A 16,921-nucleotide genomic window follows, 5' to 3' on the forward strand; every position below is an offset into this window, starting at 1 on the left:
CTTCGGCGCGACTGCCATGAAATCAGCCAATCTCGACAACGGAATCGCGGTGCTGTGCAATTAGCTCAAGTGAGTGTGAGGCAAAGATAAACTGCGTCTCCGTTCCTTGTGTCACCTGATTGAGAGACTTCAATAGCTGCCTCTGCCACTTAATATTCAAGGATATCTCCGGTTCGTCGACGATAAATACACTCGGCTGATCTTGTGCGGTCAAAGCGTAGCAAAACATCAGTAATAGCTGCTGTTCCCCTGAGGATAGTTGAGAAGCTTCGAGATCCTCGCCTGCATTGCTCACTATCATGAACCCCTTAGACATCGAGAAGGTGAGAGTTTTCCGAGTGAGAAAGGTATTGATCTGACGAATAAACTCATCCAACTTTTTATAAATGGGAGCTATAGCCTCGAGCCTGCTCAATACCGACCTAACATATGGATCGATTAGCTTTGCAGATATAGCTCTGCCTTGCTCCGGTCCAGATGTCAGTGCATTTCGAAACCGGTCAACGTCAATCGCTCCAGTAATTTCGTAGCGGGAGTAAGAAGTGCTGTCTTTAGCTATGGTGTCCAGCTTGTCTACTATTTCGCTAATGCTGGAAGACTGCAGCGGCGTATCCTCATTATTGTAATCAGTTGCCAACTGACCCAAGATTTGCTCGTACACCGAGTGCACGTTCATAGAGCCTTGCGTTGCACTTCTTAGGGCTCGCTGTTGGACCCAACGTGAGGCTTTCAAAAGCGCCTGCTTGAGTGCAATTTGTCGAGACCTTTTAACGAGGTCCCCAACACGTCGACCGCGATTTTCATGAAATATTTCACGCAGTTCCAACTCTTCGGTCGGATCTGAAACGGCATCACTGTCAAGTCTTCGCTCTGCACTAACCAAGAAAATCGTAGGGGAGCATTCCGATAGAGCTCTCAGATACTGTTGCTCCCCCCGTCTTACTCCATCGTCTGGCGCCTTACTTCGTTTCAGCCGTATTTCGCGCGCGATACTGGCGGATATTTCATTTTCGTTCAAAAGTTGATCTAATACAATATCGCTTATATCTGAATCGGCGAAATAATCAGGTTGCCTGTAGCCCTTCCGATACTTCCATTCAGCATGCAACCGCGCCCCCTCGTATATTGAAAAAATTAACAACGGGGATTCTGCGTCGTCCTCTCTTTCAGCCTTCAAAGTGTAACCATTTTTCAATCTGACCGAAAGCGATAGGAAGGGTGTGCCGTAGATAGCAGTCCTATGGCCGCGATCTCCAGCACTTGACAATAAATGGAAGACGAGGGTAAGAAGGGTGCTTTTACCTACACCATTGTCACCATATAAAATTGAGGGATTCTTCAGCGTTCCACCTTCTGGCACCTCGTAGTCGAAGTGCCCAAAGAGCTTCTCAACTTTTATCGATTCAATTGTCCCAGTCTGCATATCGGCCTCGAGAACGCGCACTGTTTGCATTGGTCACAAAGAGTTGCTCGTGGTCAATGCTCTTATGCGAGATCGCAGTTTCAATTAGCTGGTGACTGCTGCCCTTCGAAACTTGCACAGTGAATGTCCGCTCTCCGCCCTTCTCGTCCGGTGCAGCTTCTGGCCCTTAGCAAACCTTCCGTGCAGTCCGCGGCAATGGCTGCAGCGTGAACGGCAGCTGGCTTCATGCTGTAGCATTCCTTCCGACGCGTTTGTTCTTGTCCCGACTCGATTTTGGGTCGCCAGTAGATTGGTCAGCGGTAGGAAAACGAACCATGTCTGATCGTGCCCATGTGGTCCTTGAAAGGGATCAAATTTTCGCAAGCGTTTTTAGCGTCGACGGAATGCAACGTGAGCGGTTGATCTTGGAGTATGCAAAGCGCTCAGAAGCTGCATTCGCTCCAGATACACGCAAGAATTACGTAAACATTATCAGAGGCTTTAAGCGCTGGTGCGCTGAGAATGGATATTCCAGTGACCCTCCGATTCCACCGCTCGTCCTCGCTTCCTACGTCGACGCAATGGGCGGGAGAATCAGAGCGTCAACGATTGAGACGCGACTTTGGGCCATAAATGAAATGCACCGAGCTCAGTTCCTGAGCCCTCCATCTCACCATCGATTGGTTGAGTTGGCTATGATGGGCGTTAAGCGGAGGTATGGCGCCGGTAGCAGACAAGTTCCGGCATTGGGCAAGGTGGATGTCTTACGCGCCATTTCGTCACTTGGCACGTCCCGCATAGAAGTTCGTGACAAAGCACTACTTTGGATGGCAACCGACACCTGGTGTCGTGCGTCTGAACTGGCCAACTTTCGAGTGCGAGATCTGCTGAGACAAGATGATGGGAGCAGCCTTTTGTACATCGCGCGCTCTAAGACAGATCAGTTCGGGGAAGGCGCCTACGCATTCTTATCTGAGAAGGGAACGCTGGCAGTTCTTGAGTGGATCGAATTGGCTGGACTGCGCACGGATGATCCGATCGTGACGAAGTCGCAAAAGAACGGTCAAAAGCGGCCTCTCGACGGCGCGACCATTTCGAGGATTTTCAAGCGATGTACTGGTCGGACTGACGTTTCGGCACACAGCACGCGCGTTGGAGGCGTTCAAGATGCACTGCGCTTGGGATGCGACATGTCATCTATCATGGTTGCGGGGCGCTGGAATTCTCCAGAAATGCCTGCGCGATACGGCCGGCGCCTTCTGGCCAGTCAATCGGCTGCGGCTAAGGTTTCAGCGGCATTCGCCGATTTCGAATGATCCCGGCTTTCGCTGGACTGGCCGTTGCCTGCTTCATCAGACTTCGAGCTTGGATCCGGAAAGAAGTCTGCGACAGATAGATTGAGCGCATTCGCGATCATCCAAATCCTTGACCCAGATACTCGGTTTGTGGCCGTTTCATACTTTTGGAGTTGCTGGAACTTGACGCCAATTCGCTGAGCGAGTTCGTGCTGTGTCATTCCGACGCCTTGCCGGGCAGCTCGAATTGTCTTGCCAATGTGAACATCTACAGGGTGATTCATGACGAACATTATTCACTTAATGGTTGTTTTGTAAACTGCTCGAAGTCAGCTTACATCGCTCCCCAGTCATTCGGGCAAGACGCGTCGAAGGACGGTTGTCCGCCCATATTCACCCCTGCGTCGGAGCTTCCGGGAATGGCCTCAACGCCTTCTCATGTCGGCCGAGCGCTCGACGACATTCCCCATCACCGCCCGTTTCCGGTTCGCCGCGATGGTGTAGTGCTCAATCTCTTTCAAGGACTCATGGCCTGTCCAAGCGCCGATCTGGATGGTGCTCGCGCCGGCGTCGGCGAGGGCGACAGCTCGGGCTTTTCGCAGGCCGTGGGCGCTCTTCCCGGTGATCTCGGACGCCACCGCCGCCTCCCGGATCATCGTCCCCAGGGCCTTGTCTGATCGCGTGCGTCCGCGCTCTGTGGCGAGGAAGGTCATATGCGCGCCCGAGGTGGCAGCGAGGGCTGCGTGCAACTGCTCGCGATCGGTGTGCATGCGGGTGGTCGCGTAGTCGGGAAGGATGCAGGTCCAGGGCACATAGGCAATGCCGCCGGTCTTGTTCTGACGGAATGACAGCACGCCCTCTCGATCGACCATGCCTGGGCCGAGGCGCACGCCATCGCCGATCCGGCATCCCGTCCAGTAGAGCAGCTCGAAGGCGGTGCGCTTGGACGTGCCGATCTTCCAGCGCTCGCGATAGGCGTCGATCTCGTCCAGCGTCCAGGGCTCGTGGCCGTCCGACCTCGCCCGGGCCGGCGCGGTCACGTCGCGGCTCGGATCGTCAGCGCGAAGCCCGGCATCCATCGCCCAGCTGCAGAGCCAGCGCCACGCTTTGAGCCGATCCTGGGGAGAGGTGGCCTCGGTCACGTTGGCGCGGATATGCGGCTCGCGGATCGCGCGAAAGGCCGCGGTGCCCACGGTGTTCTGCAGCTCGACCATGTGCCGGGTCATCGTCGCGCGGTAGACCTTAGAGAGTCCCGCGAAGCGTTCCGACCGCATGGCCGCGTCGATCGTGCCGGTGAGCGATCCGGGATCCGCGCGGCGGTCGCGCACGCCCGTCGTGCGCTTGGCCTCGGCGTAGGCTGCGAGGAACTCGGCACTGTCGTGCGGCTCGTCCGGCATCGGGATGAGCTTGTGCCCCTTGCGCCGGAAATACCAATAGGTCCGGTCGCTGCCCTTGGGCGTGACGGGCACGAGATAGCGCAGGGTCACCCTCGGCCCCCCTGAACCGCGAACAGGCGATCGCATGCCTCATCCTCTCTTTGGGTCGCGGTAGAGGGTAGGGCGGTTTCCGGCGCCGGGGCAAGGATTCTGACCGATCCATCCGGGCGCACCTCGAGCCCGCCAACCTCGTAGCCCATGCCCACCCACGCCTTCATGGCGCGGCGGATGGCAGCTTCGGAGGGGCGGGCTGCGGCCATGGTCAGGCACTCAGGTCCATGTCATCGAGCGCTTCCTCGATGGCGATCTGAATAGTGGCAACGATCACCGGGTCATGCATTCGACACCCTCCGTTCCCAGTCGGGCCAGTAAATCCGCCGCGCCTCTTCGACCGTGCGGCGCACGATCTCGGCATCAGTGAGGGGCAGGAAGTCCACGCCTTTGCAGACGTTGCAGGGCACTGGCTCGCGGATCGCCGGGCGGGTGTCCTGCACCTCGCGCCGCAGCTCGCAGGCCGGGCAGGGGTCGTGGTTTCCGTGAAGCGAGTTGTCGGTCATTGCACTTCCATGTTCACGTCCGGGAAGCAATCGCCCTTGAGCGCCCAGCCAAAGCGCCCATAGGCAAATGTCAGGAAGTCCTTCGTCGCTTCGCAATGAAGGTAGTTCGCGGGACCGGTGTCGAAGTCGTCGAACGACAAGGGGAGGAAATGCTCCTCCCGATCAGTGGCGACAATCGCGTGGAGGGTGAAGGTCTTGGCGTTCTCGAACACCTGGTCATAGGTGCTGAATAACTCGCCAGCCGTAGCCGGCGCGGCGACGCATGCGAGCATAAGCGGCAAGGTGAACTTCATTCCGGGTCCTCCGTGGAGATGGTCTCTTCGGCGAGCGTCTTGGCGATCGCGCCGATGACGCTGGCGGGTTGGTCGGTGCCCATCACGGGCACGCGGGAGAGGCTGCGGCCGATCTCGGCCGGGGTGGCGCCGTGCTGCAGGAGGAGGCTGATCAGGACGCAGCCGTCCGAGATCTCGTGCTGCAGCTGGGAGCCCACGCGCTGGCCGTCGGAATAGAACACCTCGGCCAGTTGGCCGGTCTCAGGGTCGTAGCCGAGGGTCAGGCTGAAGAACTGGCTGCCGTTGCCGGTCGACCATTCGACGTCGCGCGTCACGGCGGGGCGGCGGGGGGCGATGCGGGTTCGGGTCATGTGCGGCGGTCCTCGATGCGGGGGGTCGTGTCGAGGCGCATGTCGCGCGTGATCAGGACACGGTAGCCGCCACGTCCGCCCTCGCCGCGCAAGACCTTGGTCTGGGTAATGGTCGGATGATCGCGGTTTAGGCCGAGACCCGAGAGCGCCTCGCTGATGAGACGGTCGCGCAGCTCGTCCTCGGTGACGGCGATCTGCAAGGTGATGGTGCTGATGTCGAGCAGGGTCATCCCTCTCTCCTTTCCAGCCGCTCGATCGCGTCGGCGTAGCGGCTCAGTTGGTTGGCGAAGGCGTGGAGCGCCTCCGGGGTCATGTCGGGGCGGCTCGTCAGGTGCCAGCGGAGGGTGGCGAGCGTCTCGGCCGGGCCGAGGGCTGCCAGTGAGTTCTGGGCGAGATGCACGAGCGTGTTTTCGTGCCTACGGCGGCGGGGGTCGTGGGTGGTGGCCCCGGGAATTGGGGCTGGGGGTGACGCCGCCGCAGGCGTCCGGGCGGTGGGGTGTCCGCGCCGGAATAGGAAGAAAAGGCCCCGGCGCAGAGCAGAAGGCGCCGGGGCAGTCGCGGCCCCGTCACGCGCGGCAGTTGGCGCGGAGGAGCCGACAGGGAACTGGTGTTCGTCACGCATGATAGACGCCCCGTGGTAAGGTGTCATTGTGAAGCGAAACAATTGTCGTGGAGGGCGTGGCCAGGACTTGCCGAAAGTGATCCCTGACTGAAGCCGGATTTCTCCGGCGAGGGGCCTCGGCATGCGACGACTTCGAGCAAGAGGGCATCAAGCCCTTGGTCGCCGCATGGGTCTTCCTAGCCACGCAAGAACTAGTGCTAAGGGATGAACGAGATGGTTCATAGAGGGGAAATCGCCCTATGGTGGAAACCCTTACCATCATGCCACCTCTTAGGCCGTCTGCTTCAGATGCGGATGCAGGCGCGCGTTGATTTCGCGAGTGATTATGAACTGGGGGCCGTTGCCGGTGGTGGCCTGCTCGATGCGGGCATCGGCGAGCATCATGGATAGGTCGATGTCGTCGAAGATGTCGAAGAGACGGGAGGGCTCAGCCAGAAGCTCGGGCTTCGTGCGGATCGCGTTTGCGATGCCGTTTATGACGGCGCCATTGATCATGCCGACGTTGCCCTCGCCCGTGTCCACGATGCATTGGAGCACGGTAGTCAAGAGCGCGTCGCCATGGGCCGCGCGGGCGCGGCGCAGGACGCCGATGGAACGGGTTTCACCCCGGTTGGTGATGTCCTTGGAGCGGGTGATCGTCACGCCGGCCGCGTCGAGCATCGCCTTCATCGCTGCGGCTTCCAGGTCGCCGGCGGCGAGCTCGGCAAACCAGATGTCGACCGGGGAGACCGGCGTCACGTTGCCGTTGATCGCTGCAAAGGCCCCGGCGGCTTCCCGGGCTGTGCAGTCCAGGATGTAGGCCGGGACCTGGCTGATCCCAATCGACAGCGCGGCGGTTGTGCGGTGCTGGCCGTCGACGATGTCGTAGCCCTTTGGCGCGCGCACGACGATGACCGGCAGGAACTTGGCCCAGTTGAAGTTGCGCGCGATCGTGCGGATCACCTTGGCGGATTTCGCGTTGATCGACCGCTGATAGGCGTCGTCGATCCGAAGTTCTGCGATGGGCAGCACCGCTGGCTCACCGGGGCTGCCCGCGATCGAGGGATTGTCGAAGTCGAAGGGAATGGGGGTGATCGGGCGGGTCATTCCGCTGCCTCCGCGACACGGGTTTCCACGATCCCCAGCTCGTCGCGCATTTCGGCGGGGATCCAGCGGTCGAGGCGGGCGCCCTGTTCGCGCGAGATGCCCCATGCCTCGCGCAGGTCGAGGTTGGTGAAGAGTCGGCCGAGTTCGTTCGCTTTGACCGACTTCTTCATGACCGCGAACTTCGCGAGCATCTCCTCGTCCGCGTCGTGCAGGAGATCTTGCATGATGGCGTCGAGGGCTGCGGTGGGCAGGCGCTTGAAGAAGGCCTCGGTCGGGTGCCAGATCGCGCGCACGTCGACGCCGGTCTCGGCGTTGATCACCTTGGCGAGTTCGCTGGTCGACCCATCGAGCAGCCGGGCGAGCGCCTGCGTCAGCACCTCGTTCGTGTGCTTCATGCCCTTGGCGCGGAAGGCTGCGAAGCCCTCGGCCGTGATCTTGGCGTTGTGGTCGTTCGGCGCGTCGAGGCGGTGCCCCGGCTCCATCCCGTCGGTCATGTCGGGGAGGTTTCGGACGTGGCTTGGGGTCAGGCTGAAGATCCGTTCCCATCCGGTTGCGATCGACAGCTGGTAGGCGAGCATCTGGCGGGCCAGTTCGGGCTTCGAGAGAAGCGCCATCTGCCGGGCCCGCGTCGCGATCGCGTGCATGTCCGAGCGCACGGCCTGCGAGGGCTCCGGGCTTTCGGGTTTGGGGGCGGGGGCCTCAGCGGCATCGTCGCTGTCCTGGTCGTCGTCCTGGGCGGTTGCGCCGGGCGGCAGGAGCGCGCTGGACCGGCGCAGCGTGCCCTCATGATCGACCCAGAGCAGGATGCCGCAGGCGGTGACCTGTTCGTTGGTATAGGTGCCACGGGCCCGGGTTTCGAGTTCGTCGAGGCGGGCCCGGTCTTCCATGCTGCGCTGGTAGAGCGGGGTCTCCAGCAGGCGCTCGAACTCGGCCTCGTCGGCCTCGGGCAGGTCGACGGGTTCCGGCTCGACCTCTTCCAGCCCTTTGAGCCGGGGGTCGTTGAAGGGGTAGTGTTCCGGGTTGGTCCAGACGAAGGACCAGCCCTCGGCCTCGGCGTCGCGCTTGGCTTCCTTGAGGCAGCGGTCGAAGAGGCTGTTCAGGAGCGTCTCGTCGGGGAACCACGTGTCCTCGGAGAAGAGGTCGCGCTCGATGTGGCCACCCTCGGCCTCGTATCGGTCGGCGCCGACGAAGACGGCGCGTCGGTCGGTGCCCCTGATCTCGCCGCCGTGCAGTTCGTGCTTCACGCGATGGGCGGGCCAGTCGTTGCGGCGGGCGGCCTCCATCACCTCGACGGCGCGGTCGGGCGTGGGGGCGGTGGTGAGCGCTGCAGCCACGTCGAGGGTGATGTCGCGGGCGGCGAGCGCGTCGATCACCGGGTCGGGCAGATCGGCGAGCTTCAGGCGCTGGCGCACCCGTTTCTCGGTCACGCCAAAGGCGCGGGCGATGGTCGCGGGGTCGGCGTAGCCGTCGCGTGCCATGGTGCCATAGGCGCGGATTTCCTCGGCCGGGGTCAGGTCGGTCTGGGTCTGGGCAGCAATGCCCCAGGCGCGGGCTGTCGCCCAATCCTCAGTGACGTTGACCGGGATCGCGTCAATGAGGTCGGTGCGCTCTGGGAAATCCTTGGCGATCCGCTGCAACGCGAGCAGGCGGTAGCCCCCGGCGACGATGCCGATCTCGCCCGTCTCGGTGTCAATGTGCCCGGCGAGCGGGTTGATCAGCCCGACCGAGAGGATCGAGCGCATCTTGGCCTCGACCTCGGCCGGGTCATGGGACTGCCGTGGGTTGAGGGTGTGAACGAAGAGATGGGACAGCGGGGCGTTGTGAAGGTTCGTCATGCGGAGCCTCGGTCAGTTGATCTGCTGGGCATCGATCATGCCCCAATGGGTTTCGATGGAGGCCTTCATGCTCACGGCGAGCCGATCCACGAAGGCGAGCGCCTCGCTCACGTCATGGCCGGACGCGTGGTGGACGTAGGCGATGCAGTTCCAGAGCGCGTCGGCCGATGCGAGGATCGCGGGCTCCAGCGGCTGGCCGGCCAGAAGGTCGTGGATCGCCTCGGACAGCTTGTGGCGGGTTTCCTCGTCGGTGCTCATGCGGCTCTCCCGTTGAGCTGGTCGAGGATGTCCTGCGCCGCCGCGCGCCATGAGGCGGAGGTCGAGAGGCGCAGGATGGTGTGGGCGGCCTCGCGCTGACCTTGATCAGTTTCGACGGCGCGGAGCGTCGCCTCGGCGATCTGGAGCGTTGCGGCGCGCAGCCAAGCGGCGACGGCCTCGGAGACCGATGCGCCGGATCCGACGATGTCGTGCAGCTCGATGCGGACCTCGTCTCCGAGGGCGAAGACGCCGCCGGTCTCGATTGCCTCCGTGGTGATCAGGTCCACGGCATCGGCTTCGGTGCCGCCGCACATGACCATGGCGAGCTGTTGCGGGAAGTTCCTGGCGCGCGGGGGGATCATGCGCGGCCTCCCTCGATCACGGCGACGGCCGTCGGCGCCTTGCGGGGAAAAGGGATGACGTTCTCGGCCGGGTGCGAGCGGACGACGCGGAGCGCGAGGTCGCGCGTCGTGCCGGGCCATGTGCCCAGCGGCGAAGTGACGATCATCCGCGCGACGTCGACCTGGTCGCGGAAGCGGGGGTGATCGGTGGGGTGGTGCGGCATGGGAACCTCCATCGGGGTGATGGGAGTTATGTTTGCTATGAGAAAACATCTGCGTCAATGGGTTTGTTTTCTTATAGAAAACATTCCGGAGAGGGTATGGTTTTCCATACCTAAGTGATCCTTTGTTTCCGCTTGAATGCTAACGCGATCAAGGGAAGTCTGAACGCCTTTGAAACGAAGGGGACAGTAATGAAAACTAAGTCTACTCTGAGTGTGATGGCACTCTTGCTCGCTGCGGCGTGCGCAAAGCAGCCCGACCAAATTGCGGCTATCGATATCGGTCCTAATGCGTACCGGGGCTTCAGTTGCTCACAGTTGGCCCAGGCGGACGCCAAGTACGACATCGCGCTGGAAAATCTATCTGCTCAACAGCGAGATGCAGCGACTGGTGATGCTTTCGCAGTCTTCCTGCTGGGCCTTCCTCTGGCAAGCATGTCTGGGCAAGACCGTGAGACGCAGATTGCCGCGACAAAAGGGCACATCCAGGCGATCAAGCTTGAGCAGGCGCGTAAGGGGTGTCGTGTGGCCAGCTAAGGCTTATTCGTGAATGATCACGACGTCTTGGCGAGCAATGTGGCGGCGCAACGGCGCTGCCCATTGCAGCTTCACCCCATATTCTGGCGGTTGAAGGTTGTTGGCGCTGAAGAGATCAAACGCCCCTTCATCCCGACCAAATCTCAATAGCTTTACCAATGCTCTTCCGTCTTCCGTCTCGCAGATCGAAACGCGATTGACGGCGTTCTCGTCAATTCCGACGAAGTTTCGTGTGAAGAACAGGATATCACCTGGCATGATGATCGGGGACATGCTGTCTCCCTCGACCTCAACCGCGACTACCTCTCGCGACGGAAGATCTTCTGGGCATGCAACGCGGAATAAGCCCTCACCTTGGGGGAAGGCATCAACGAGTTCCACTCGGGATCCCGCGCCAACGCGTCCCGCGACGGGCACAGTCCTGGATGTTTCGTAGAGGGCCGAGATGTCGACCTCTAATGCATCAGCCGCTCTTTCCAGAAGGGATAGAGAGGGAGCTTTCTGGCCAGAGATGATTAGGCTCATGTGACCGCGCGAGACGCCGACAGCTTCCGCGAGTCGCGTCTGCGTCATGCCTTTTTTTCGCAGTATCCTGCCAATTTGAAGCCGCCTGTCTGTCATTCGGAAGAGTTGGTTCGGCGGTGGCGCTAAAGCGATAGGCGTCGTGAAAACATTTTCCATTAGAAAACAAAACGACTTGACGGCAATAGTTTTCCTATAGAAAACATTTTGCCATGCTGACCGAGTTCTTCAAGCGATCTGGTATGACCCGAACTGCTATGGCGGAGGCGCTCGGTATCGGCCGCGCATATCTGTCTCTTCTGGAAAACGGCAGGAAGCGTCCTAGCCTCGAACTCGCGTTCGCCATTGAACGGGCAACAAATGGAGAGGTTCCTGCGTCCTCTTGGATAGAGGACGCCGCCTGATGCTCTCGTGTCTGTCAGTCCAGCCATCCGAAGCCGTGTGCACGAGTTCCGGCACTGCAGAGCTCTTCCACCAGCGCGGCCTCAATATCGTCGATCTGCCCGTCTGCCTTGACGCTCTGCCTCAAAGCGTTGGCGAGACGGCCCAGTCGGATCGGTTCCCAGTTTGCCAGCGTCGCAAGGCTCCTATCTACGTCTTCCCGCGTTGGACGAATGCGGCGGATTGTTCGTTCGAGTTTCGCGAACATGGCAGCTTCAAGGTCGCCGTGCAGACTCCCGTTGTCACGCATCACACAGGCTTCATCTTCTGCATATCGGAGGATTCGGTCGATCTCACCCTCGTGGAGAATATCATCAGACCGCGCTGCTGCGATCAGGATGTCCAGCGCCGGCGTCAGGTCTCGCCTCAAGACGGTGTAAGGAGAGATGCTCGGGGCCGCCGGGACCGCCGACTTTCTTGTGGCCGCGATGTCCGAGTATGGCTTAGTCGTTATCTGGAAGTCCGTGTCCTCAAGAATGTCTGCGAACCAAGAGGTCGCGTCCTCAATCTCTCCGTCCTGATCAATGAGACAGATCACGCGGTCCGTTCTAAAGCTGCGCATGGCCTTCCGCTCGTGACAGTAAGCCCGCAGGATGTGGTTTCCGTCATATTCTTCGATTGTTCGCATGGTGACGTGCCGTCGTGTCACCTGACCTTTGGAATCGCGATACTCGATCATCCAGTAGTAGGGTTCGAGCGAGAGGATCTTCCGCTCCGGCCCCTGAGGTGGTTCGGGATCGTCATCGGGGGCCAGAAGGACGCCGCGCAGCGTAATTTGAGGCGACGGGTCTTCAAGGCGCGGCGTACGCTCGAACAGCGTCCTGAATGTGCTGAACATAGAAATCCTCTTTGGTCCATTGGTTCGCGCCTTGACCGTAGAGGGTGCAGGCCGGGTTTGTCGATCCGGCCTGCAGCTCTCTTTTCGGGGGTGACGGCATGATCCCGTTACGGTCATTCCCATGGTTGATCGCCCCTGTGACGGACCGGTTCTGCTCGCGTGCTCCTTTCTCACCCTCACAGGCTGGCATGGCGCATCGCCATGGCCAAGGAATCGAGGTTTCCGATGTCGGTTGACCCCCGCGCGATCGTGCGCCTGCAGATGTCTGCGCTGATCGAGAAGCTCGGCGGTTTCGATGCGGCCTGCGCCGTGCTCGAGGCGCGCTGGGGGCACTCGGTCAGCAAGGGGACGCTGTCCAAGAAGAAGGCGGGTGATCTCGATTACACGGTGTCGGATCTGATCGCGCTCCAGTCCGCGGCGGGCGAGTTCCCGGTGACCGAGTTCCTGATCCGGGACATGCGCGCCCAGGGCGGGGTCGCGAAATCCGAAGACCTGCTCGCGCTCTCCGGCGTGATCTCCAAAGAGACGGGCGAGGCCATCGCGGCGGTGCTGGGGCTGCTCGGCGCAGAGACGTCCGACGGGCGCGCGGCGACGATCAAAGAGATCGACGAGGCGATCAGCGCGATGACGCGGATCCGCAGGGCCTTGGAGGGGTGAGCGTGGACGGTTGCACCCTCATCGAGATGTTCCGTTCGTGCGGCCGCACGGGCGGGGCGAGCACCGGGCGACGGACGGGCTCCTCCCTATCCGTCGCCCGGCGCGATGTTTTCCCAGTTCGAAGAGGTGCCCCATGGCCGATGCCCTGACCGCAGAAGAGCGATACGCGATCGAGAGTTACGACGGGCCGGTCGAGTGCGTCCCGGTGGGCGTGCGTGGTGAAGACGACCGGATTACCTGGGATAAGGACAAGAACCGGCTGGTCTATGTCGATCCGGCCATCGCCCGGCGTCGCGTCCAGGCGAGCACGCAGCACTTGGGGCGCGAGACCCACGTGCCCGAACACATCCGTATTCGGCGCGCGAAGGTGTCGCATCTGGTGCGAAAGGGCCTGACCGCGCAGGAGATCGTCGACGAGCTGGGCGAGGGCGTGACCCTCAACATGGTGTATCGCGACGTGGCCCAGCTCAACCTCTCGATCAGCCGGAAGCTGTCGTCGTTCCATTTCCAGCCCGATCCCAAGGTCGCCGTGCGGCGCGATCGGGTGCGTGCGCTCTGTGACGGGGTCCGGACGGTTCCCGAGATGGCCAAGGCGCTCGGCCTGTCGCGGCGCATCGTGCACAACGACCTCAAAGCGCTCGGTCTCACGGCGCCGCATGGCGAGCCGGGGCGCAGGACGGGCACATCGCCGCGGATCCTCGCCCGGCGGGTCGAGGTCGCCAAACTGGCGGCCCAGGGTCTGACCGCGAAGGAGATCGCCGGGCGGCTCGGCGTGTCGGAGGCGACGGTGTTCAAGGATGCGTCCCTGACCTGTGTGTCGTTCCGGGCGCCTGCGGGGGCTGCCGATGGCTGACGTTCGGCTCTCTCCCGGTCCCGTCGCTTCGGCGGCCGCGTCGAGCGGGTTTCGCGCGTCGCGGGCCGAGCCTGTCGACAGTCTCGACGATTTCCCGACGCAGCCCTATGCGCTGCGCGCGCTTCTGGATCGTATTCAGGCGATGGGGCAGGACCTGCGCCGCGCATCGGCCTGGGAGCCCTGTGCCAATCGCGGCCACCTTGTGCGGGTGCTCTGCGAGCGGTTCGGGGCGGTTCTCGCCTCGGACATCGCGGATTATGGCGCCGGGTTCGTCCAGCGCAACTTCCTCTCAGGCCGGGTGCAGGAAGGATCGGTCGACTGGATCATCACGAACCCGCCCTTCAACGTCTGCGAGTCCGTCATCGCCCGTGCGCTCGATGTCGCGCATGTCGGCGTCGCCATGTTCCTGCGGACGAACGTGCTGGCCGGGGAAGAGCGGTATCGCTCGATCTTCGACCGCCGGCCGCCCTCGATGGTGCTCCAGTTCGCAGAGCGGATCCCGATCCACCGCGGCGTTCTGCGCGATCCGCGCGAACCCTACCTGAACCCGCGCACGGGCAGCTATGCGACGCCCACGACGCAGGCGGACTATCTCTGGCTCGTCTGGCTCAAGGCGCGGCGCGCCTCGGTGCCCGAGCTGCACTGGGTGGCGCCGGGGGCAAAGGCACTGATCCGGCCCGGCGACTATCCGGACGATCCGTGCGGCGTGGCGCATATCGAACGCAGGGAGGTGCTGATCGATGGCTGACGATGGCCAAAACCGGACAGGTGGCATGGTGACAGCGGCCGACGTGGTCGCGGTGGTGGCGCGGCGGCACGGGCTTTCGCCAGCCGCGATCCTCGGACCCAACCGGTGTCGTCCGCTCGTCCTGGCGCGGCAGGAGGCGATGTATCTCCTGCGGCACGTGCTGGACTGGTCCTATCCGAGGGTCGGCCGGTTCGTGCGGCGGGATCATACCTCGGTGATGCACGGTGTGCGCGAGGTCGAGCGGCGCATGTATGCCTCGGGCGACTACTGCGCCGAGATCAGCGAGCTCTTCGACGGGTTCGAGGCCTCGAGGCTCCTCAGGTTCTCGCGCGGCCCGATGGTGGCCGGGGTCTTCCGCAGCGTCCGCGCCGGGACGGGGCCAGAGCCACCTTAAGGTCCCCCTGACTGTCGGGGAAAGGCAGCGACAAGCCGTGAGTGTCTGGGGATGGTTTGACCCCTAACCACGGAGGCGAGAAGGCCGGGTTCGACCTTGCCCGGTGGCCTCGTCAACCAAACGCCCGCGCGGGGATGCCGCGCGGGACTGAGCAGGATTTGCGCCCGGAGAGGCGCGTGAGACGGGACAGAGGATGGGACAGGCATTGCCGCAAGACGACATGACCGCGCCCGAGGGGCTGCGTCTGATCGACGCTGCGGAATGGGACCGGGCGCGCTGGGTCTGGCTCGAGAGCGTCCGTCGCGACGCCTCGATCAACGCGACCGCGCGGCTGGTCGCGCATGTCCTCGCGCTCGACTTCGCGAACTACAACACGCTCCAGTGCGACCCCTCGAACGGCGATCTCGCGGACATCCTCGGCGTGTCGGAGGACACCGTGCGCCGCGCGATCGCTGATCTTCGCGACGCTCACTGGATCGCCCGGGTCCGGGGCAACGGCCGGCGCAACAAGTCGAACTACGGGTTCCTGACCTCGGCGAAAGTGGTGACCCTAAAGGGTGGCAAATTTGCCGGAAAAAGGGGTGCAGATACGCCACCCTTTAAGGGGTCCGAAAGGGTGGCAAATTTGCGGGAAAAGGGTAGCAAATTTGCCGGGGCCTATAATAAGGCTAAACCATATAAAAACCATAAGGGCGCGACGGGTGTCGAAACACCCGCTCCGAAGCGTTCTGAAAACCCAGCTGTCATCGCCGATGCCGAACGTGCCGTGCGGACCTTCCGTGAGGGTCGCCGGGATGCGCTCGACGATCTTCAGGGCTGGGTCAGATCGCACATCCTCGCGGCCGGTCTCCTGACCGACGGCGAGCTTCACGACATCGGTTGGACAGGCTGAGAAAGGGGACTGACGATGACGCAGGTGCAGACCACGACCGACGGTGACAACGCGGCGATCTCGGGGCGCGAGCGGGTCAGGCGCTGCCTGATCGAGCCCTTGGAGCGCGATGGGATGGTCCGGGACCCGAGAGGCACGGCCAAGGCCCATGGCGAGTTCCTGACCAAGCTGCAGGACCGCCTCGGCTACATGTCCGAGGACTCGCTCGAACGGCTGCGGCAGGTGGCGATCATGATGGCGGGCGGCAAGGCCAAGAACGTCTGGCCCGGCTGGGTCACGCTGCGCAACTTCGCCTATCGCTTCCAGTCCCCGCCCGATCCGGCGAACCCGATCTTCCAGACGTGGCTGCACTCGGTCGAGGGTCCGGCGCTCCGGTCTCAGGGTCTGCACGTCGCGGCCTATCGGTTCCTCGTCAAGCACCCGCGCCCGCTCTTCCCGACCGACATGCGCGAGATCGCGGCGGCGGCCGAGGATGATGCCCGGCGTCAGGCCCGCGCCAACGAGGCGATGGCGCGCGGCGATATCTTGCCCAGCGAGCGCGCTTGGCTCACCGACCACCTCGCTCTCACACGTCACGTCGACGAGCTGATCGACGCGGGGATTGCGCATCGGGCGGGCAGCGCGACCGGCGGAGAAGCGGCATGATGCTGGCGCCGAAAGACACCGCCCAGCTGGCGACCGTGCTGCCTCGCCCGCGTCCCGGCGTCCGGGTCGAGGCTGGCATCTGGCCGCTTGTGCAATGGGCGTTCCAGCGCGAGTGCGCGCGGCTGGAGTTCGATGAGATCGACCGGATCACGGGCGCTCGGCCCGGCTTCGGCACCGAGTTCGTCATGATCGAGCGGGCCCGGCTCGGCTGCAAGGTCGACGGTGGCGGGCGTTCGGAGCCGCACCCGGACGCCGATGTGGTTGCCGCTGCCGTAGCCGCGCTGCCCGTGGTCCATGGCGGGCGCTCGATGGCCGTGCACATCGCCGAGGCGGCGCGGGCCGGCATGATGCCGGACGCCATGGTGGGTGCAGTGCCGAGGGCATGGCCGGCCGGTAAGCGGGACCATGGGCCCGGTCGTCCATCGAAAGTGGCGGATGCGGCAGACCTCGGCTCCCTTGGCTGGCCTCATCAGCGCCGTGTCAATCGGCGTGGCGTCAGGGTGGTTGAGCCGGTCCAGTTCTGCCCTGTGGTGTGGTCGCCTACGTCGTCACAGATCGGCGCCGCGAGGCGTGGATACCTCGCCTTCTGGGGTGCACTGGCCGAGGTGCGAGACAACCTGCGAATCGGGCGCGGCCTCTCGTGCTTCGACGTGACGCTCGCCATGCCACCCAAGATGCCTTGGAAATAAGGCGTTCTG

Annotated in this window: 25 protein-coding genes; 10 read left to right on the plus strand and 15 right to left on the minus strand. The window is 62.7% G+C overall.

Annotated features, from left to right (window positions below; genetic code table 11):
- Positions 1-22: 22 nt before the first annotated feature.
- Positions 23-1,423 carry an AAA family ATPase gene (locus tag KJP29_RS04150; protein WP_218462287.1) on the minus strand — a complete coding sequence of 467 codons (1,401 nt, stop codon included), beginning with the start codon at positions 1,421-1,423 and terminating at the stop codon, positions 23-25.
- 314 nt (positions 1,424-1,737) lie between these two features.
- Here KJP29_RS04150 and KJP29_RS04155 point away from each other — a divergent pair, with 314 nt between their 5' ends.
- A complete protein-coding gene (locus KJP29_RS04155) occupies positions 1,738-2,718 on the plus strand; it encodes a tyrosine-type recombinase/integrase (protein ID WP_218462288.1) in 981 nt (326 codons plus the stop codon).
- On the opposite strand, the gene KJP29_RS19415 is transcribed toward KJP29_RS04155, so the two are convergent.
- The 12 genes from KJP29_RS19415 to KJP29_RS04215 form a co-directional block, all read right to left on the minus strand.
- The gene (locus KJP29_RS19415; RefSeq protein WP_370630827.1) at positions 2,670-2,990 is read right to left on the minus strand and encodes a helix-turn-helix domain-containing protein; all 321 of its coding nucleotides are present in this window, start codon (positions 2,988-2,990) and stop codon (positions 2,670-2,672) included. The two genes, KJP29_RS04155 and KJP29_RS19415, sit on opposite strands and share 49 nt — an antisense overlap.
- A 132-nt stretch (positions 2,991-3,122) precedes the next feature.
- Positions 3,123-4,184 carry a tyrosine-type recombinase/integrase gene (locus tag KJP29_RS04165; protein WP_218462289.1) on the minus strand — a complete coding sequence of 354 codons (1,062 nt, stop codon included), beginning with the start codon at positions 4,182-4,184 and terminating at the stop codon, positions 3,123-3,125.
- A gap of 281 nt (positions 4,185-4,465) precedes the next feature.
- The gene (locus KJP29_RS04170) at positions 4,466-4,690 is read right to left on the minus strand and encodes a hypothetical protein (protein ID WP_218462290.1); all 225 of its coding nucleotides are present in this window, start codon (positions 4,688-4,690) and stop codon (positions 4,466-4,468) included.
- Positions 4,687-4,983, minus strand: a complete 297-nt coding sequence (locus KJP29_RS04175; RefSeq protein ID WP_218462291.1) for a hypothetical protein — start codon at positions 4,981-4,983, stop codon at positions 4,687-4,689. Before KJP29_RS04175 ends, KJP29_RS04170 begins: the two co-directional genes overlap by 4 nt.
- The gene (locus KJP29_RS04180) at positions 4,980-5,333 is read right to left on the minus strand and encodes a hypothetical protein (RefSeq protein WP_218462292.1); all 354 of its coding nucleotides are present in this window, start codon (positions 5,331-5,333) and stop codon (positions 4,980-4,982) included. The genes KJP29_RS04175 and KJP29_RS04180 overlap by 4 nt, the downstream gene beginning before the upstream one ends.
- Positions 5,330-5,563 (minus strand): hypothetical protein, encoded by a 234-nt coding sequence (locus KJP29_RS04185; protein ID WP_218462293.1) that lies wholly within the window; start codon positions 5,561-5,563, stop codon positions 5,330-5,332. Before KJP29_RS04185 ends, KJP29_RS04180 begins: the two co-directional genes overlap by 4 nt.
- Positions 5,560-5,733: a hypothetical protein gene (locus KJP29_RS04190; protein ID WP_218462294.1), complete on the minus strand. Its 174-nt coding sequence runs from the start codon at positions 5,731-5,733 to the stop codon at positions 5,560-5,562. Before KJP29_RS04190 ends, KJP29_RS04185 begins: the two co-directional genes overlap by 4 nt.
- 492 nt (positions 5,734-6,225) lie before the next feature.
- Entirely contained in the window at positions 6,226-7,041 is an 816-nt protein-coding gene (locus tag KJP29_RS04195) for a ParB/RepB/Spo0J family partition protein (protein ID WP_218462295.1), read from the minus strand.
- The gene (locus KJP29_RS04200; RefSeq protein ID WP_218462296.1) at positions 7,038-8,876 is read right to left on the minus strand and encodes a ParB/RepB/Spo0J family partition protein; all 1,839 of its coding nucleotides are present in this window, start codon (positions 8,874-8,876) and stop codon (positions 7,038-7,040) included. Before KJP29_RS04200 ends, KJP29_RS04195 begins: the two co-directional genes overlap by 4 nt.
- A 12-nt stretch (positions 8,877-8,888) precedes the next feature.
- Positions 8,889-9,134 (minus strand): hypothetical protein, encoded by a 246-nt coding sequence (locus KJP29_RS04205; protein ID WP_218462297.1) that lies wholly within the window; start codon positions 9,132-9,134, stop codon positions 8,889-8,891.
- Positions 9,131-9,496, minus strand: coding sequence for a hypothetical protein (locus KJP29_RS04210; RefSeq protein ID WP_218462298.1), 366 nt, complete (start codon positions 9,494-9,496; stop codon positions 9,131-9,133). The genes KJP29_RS04205 and KJP29_RS04210 overlap by 4 nt, the downstream gene beginning before the upstream one ends.
- The gene (locus KJP29_RS04215) at positions 9,493-9,699 is read right to left on the minus strand and encodes a hypothetical protein (protein ID WP_218462299.1); all 207 of its coding nucleotides are present in this window, start codon (positions 9,697-9,699) and stop codon (positions 9,493-9,495) included. Before KJP29_RS04215 ends, KJP29_RS04210 begins: the two co-directional genes overlap by 4 nt.
- Before the next feature lie 189 nt (positions 9,700-9,888).
- Between KJP29_RS04215 and KJP29_RS04220 the strand changes: the two genes are divergently transcribed.
- Positions 9,889-10,233, plus strand: coding sequence for a hypothetical protein (locus KJP29_RS04220; RefSeq protein ID WP_255553419.1), 345 nt, complete (start codon positions 9,889-9,891; stop codon positions 10,231-10,233).
- 3 nt (positions 10,234-10,236) lie between these two features.
- Here KJP29_RS04220 and KJP29_RS04225 read toward each other — a convergent pair whose 3' ends face one another.
- Positions 10,237-10,914, minus strand: coding sequence for a helix-turn-helix domain-containing protein (locus tag KJP29_RS04225; protein WP_370630828.1), 678 nt, complete (start codon positions 10,912-10,914; stop codon positions 10,237-10,239).
- 53 nt (positions 10,915-10,967) lie between these two features.
- Here KJP29_RS04225 and KJP29_RS04230 point away from each other — a divergent pair, with 53 nt between their 5' ends.
- Complete coding sequence (locus tag KJP29_RS04230; protein ID WP_218462301.1) at positions 10,968-11,159, plus strand: helix-turn-helix transcriptional regulator; 192 nt, start codon at positions 10,968-10,970, stop codon at positions 11,157-11,159.
- 14 nt (positions 11,160-11,173) lie between these two features.
- Here KJP29_RS04230 and KJP29_RS04235 read toward each other — a convergent pair whose 3' ends face one another.
- Entirely contained in the window at positions 11,174-12,034 is an 861-nt protein-coding gene (locus tag KJP29_RS04235; RefSeq protein WP_218462302.1) for a WYL domain-containing protein, read from the minus strand.
- 225 nt (positions 12,035-12,259) lie between these two features.
- Between KJP29_RS04235 and KJP29_RS04240 the strand changes: the two genes are divergently transcribed.
- The 7 genes from KJP29_RS04240 (at position 12,260) to KJP29_RS04270 (ending at position 16,912) form a co-directional block, all read left to right on the plus strand.
- A complete protein-coding gene (locus KJP29_RS04240) occupies positions 12,260-12,691 on the plus strand; it encodes a hypothetical protein (RefSeq protein ID WP_218462303.1) in 432 nt (143 codons plus the stop codon).
- 133 nt (positions 12,692-12,824) lie between these two features.
- Positions 12,825-13,544 carry a helix-turn-helix domain-containing protein gene (locus KJP29_RS04245; RefSeq protein WP_218462304.1) on the plus strand — a complete coding sequence of 240 codons (720 nt, stop codon included), beginning with the start codon at positions 12,825-12,827 and terminating at the stop codon, positions 13,542-13,544.
- On the plus strand, positions 13,537-14,292 hold the full coding sequence (locus tag KJP29_RS04250) for a hypothetical protein (RefSeq protein WP_218462305.1): 756 nt from the start codon (positions 13,537-13,539) through the stop codon (positions 14,290-14,292). The genes KJP29_RS04245 and KJP29_RS04250 overlap by 8 nt, the downstream gene beginning before the upstream one ends.
- A complete protein-coding gene (locus tag KJP29_RS04255; protein ID WP_218462306.1) occupies positions 14,285-14,686 on the plus strand; it encodes a helix-turn-helix domain-containing protein in 402 nt (133 codons plus the stop codon). Before KJP29_RS04250 ends, KJP29_RS04255 begins: the two co-directional genes overlap by 8 nt.
- Positions 14,687-14,879: 193 nt before the next feature.
- Positions 14,880-15,578 carry a helix-turn-helix domain-containing protein gene (locus KJP29_RS04260; protein WP_218462307.1) on the plus strand — a complete coding sequence of 233 codons (699 nt, stop codon included), beginning with the start codon at positions 14,880-14,882 and terminating at the stop codon, positions 15,576-15,578.
- A gap of 15 nt (positions 15,579-15,593) precedes the next feature.
- Entirely contained in the window at positions 15,594-16,223 is a 630-nt protein-coding gene (locus KJP29_RS04265; protein WP_218462308.1) for a hypothetical protein, read from the plus strand.
- A 35-nt stretch (positions 16,224-16,258) separates the two neighbouring features.
- Positions 16,259-16,912, plus strand: coding sequence for a hypothetical protein (locus KJP29_RS04270; protein WP_218462309.1), 654 nt, complete (start codon positions 16,259-16,261; stop codon positions 16,910-16,912).
- Positions 16,913-16,921: the final 9 nt, after the last annotated feature.

It is taken from the genome of Maritimibacter sp. DP1N21-5 (assembly GCF_019218295.1).
GTDB lineage: Bacteria > Pseudomonadota > Alphaproteobacteria > Rhodobacterales > Rhodobacteraceae > Maritimibacter.

What these genes read in the sequence shown, in the direction of transcription:
- KJP29_RS04180 (WP_218462292.1), bottom strand. Translation starts at nt 5,333, where the DNA reads ATGACCCGAACCCGCATCGCCCCCCGCCGCCCCGCCGTGACGCGCGAC.
- KJP29_RS04155 (WP_218462288.1), top strand. Translation starts at nt 1,738, where the DNA reads ATGTCTGATCGTGCCCATGTGGTCCTTGAAAGGGATCAAATTTTCGCA.
- KJP29_RS04220 (WP_255553419.1), top strand. Translation starts at nt 9,889, where the DNA reads ATGAAAACTAAGTCTACTCTGAGTGTGATGGCACTCTTGCTCGCTGCG.
- KJP29_RS19415 (WP_370630827.1), bottom strand. Translation starts at nt 2,990, where the DNA reads ATGTTCGTCATGAATCACCCTGTAGATGTTCACATTGGCAAGACAATT.
- KJP29_RS04210 (WP_218462298.1), bottom strand. Translation starts at nt 9,496, where the DNA reads ATGATCCCCCCGCGCGCCAGGAACTTCCCGCAACAGCTCGCCATGGTC.
- KJP29_RS04265 (WP_218462308.1), top strand. Translation starts at nt 15,594, where the DNA reads ATGACGCAGGTGCAGACCACGACCGACGGTGACAACGCGGCGATCTCG.
- KJP29_RS04150 (WP_218462287.1), bottom strand. Translation starts at nt 1,423, where the DNA reads ATGCAGACTGGGACAATTGAATCGATAAAAGTTGAGAAGCTCTTTGGG.
- KJP29_RS04205 (WP_218462297.1), bottom strand. Translation starts at nt 9,134, where the DNA reads ATGAGCACCGACGAGGAAACCCGCCACAAGCTGTCCGAGGCGATCCAC.
- KJP29_RS04250 (WP_218462305.1), top strand. Translation starts at nt 13,537, where the DNA reads ATGGCTGACGTTCGGCTCTCTCCCGGTCCCGTCGCTTCGGCGGCCGCG.
- KJP29_RS04235 (WP_218462302.1), bottom strand. Translation starts at nt 12,034, where the DNA reads ATGTTCAGCACATTCAGGACGCTGTTCGAGCGTACGCCGCGCCTTGAA.
- KJP29_RS04175 (WP_218462291.1), bottom strand. Translation starts at nt 4,983, where the DNA reads ATGAAGTTCACCTTGCCGCTTATGCTCGCATGCGTCGCCGCGCCGGCT.
- KJP29_RS04245 (WP_218462304.1), top strand. Translation starts at nt 12,825, where the DNA reads ATGGCCGATGCCCTGACCGCAGAAGAGCGATACGCGATCGAGAGTTAC.
- KJP29_RS04255 (WP_218462306.1), top strand. Translation starts at nt 14,285, where the DNA reads ATGGCTGACGATGGCCAAAACCGGACAGGTGGCATGGTGACAGCGGCC.
- KJP29_RS04185 (WP_218462293.1), bottom strand. Translation starts at nt 5,563, where the DNA reads ATGACCCTGCTCGACATCAGCACCATCACCTTGCAGATCGCCGTCACC.
- KJP29_RS04195 (WP_218462295.1), bottom strand. Translation starts at nt 7,041, where the DNA reads ATGACCCGCCCGATCACCCCCATTCCCTTCGACTTCGACAATCCCTCG.
- KJP29_RS04230 (WP_218462301.1), top strand. Translation starts at nt 10,968, where the DNA reads ATGCTGACCGAGTTCTTCAAGCGATCTGGTATGACCCGAACTGCTATG.
- KJP29_RS04215 (WP_218462299.1), bottom strand. Translation starts at nt 9,699, where the DNA reads ATGCCGCACCACCCCACCGATCACCCCCGCTTCCGCGACCAGGTCGAC.
- KJP29_RS04260 (WP_218462307.1), top strand. Translation starts at nt 14,880, where the DNA reads ATGGGACAGGCATTGCCGCAAGACGACATGACCGCGCCCGAGGGGCTG.
- KJP29_RS04170 (WP_218462290.1), bottom strand. Translation starts at nt 4,690, where the DNA reads ATGACCGACAACTCGCTTCACGGAAACCACGACCCCTGCCCGGCCTGC.
- KJP29_RS04240 (WP_218462303.1), top strand. Translation starts at nt 12,260, where the DNA reads ATGTCGGTTGACCCCCGCGCGATCGTGCGCCTGCAGATGTCTGCGCTG.
- KJP29_RS04200 (WP_218462296.1), bottom strand. Translation starts at nt 8,876, where the DNA reads ATGACGAACCTTCACAACGCCCCGCTGTCCCATCTCTTCGTTCACACC.
- KJP29_RS04225 (WP_370630828.1), bottom strand. Translation starts at nt 10,914, where the DNA reads ATGGAAAATGTTTTCACGACGCCTATCGCTTTAGCGCCACCGCCGAAC.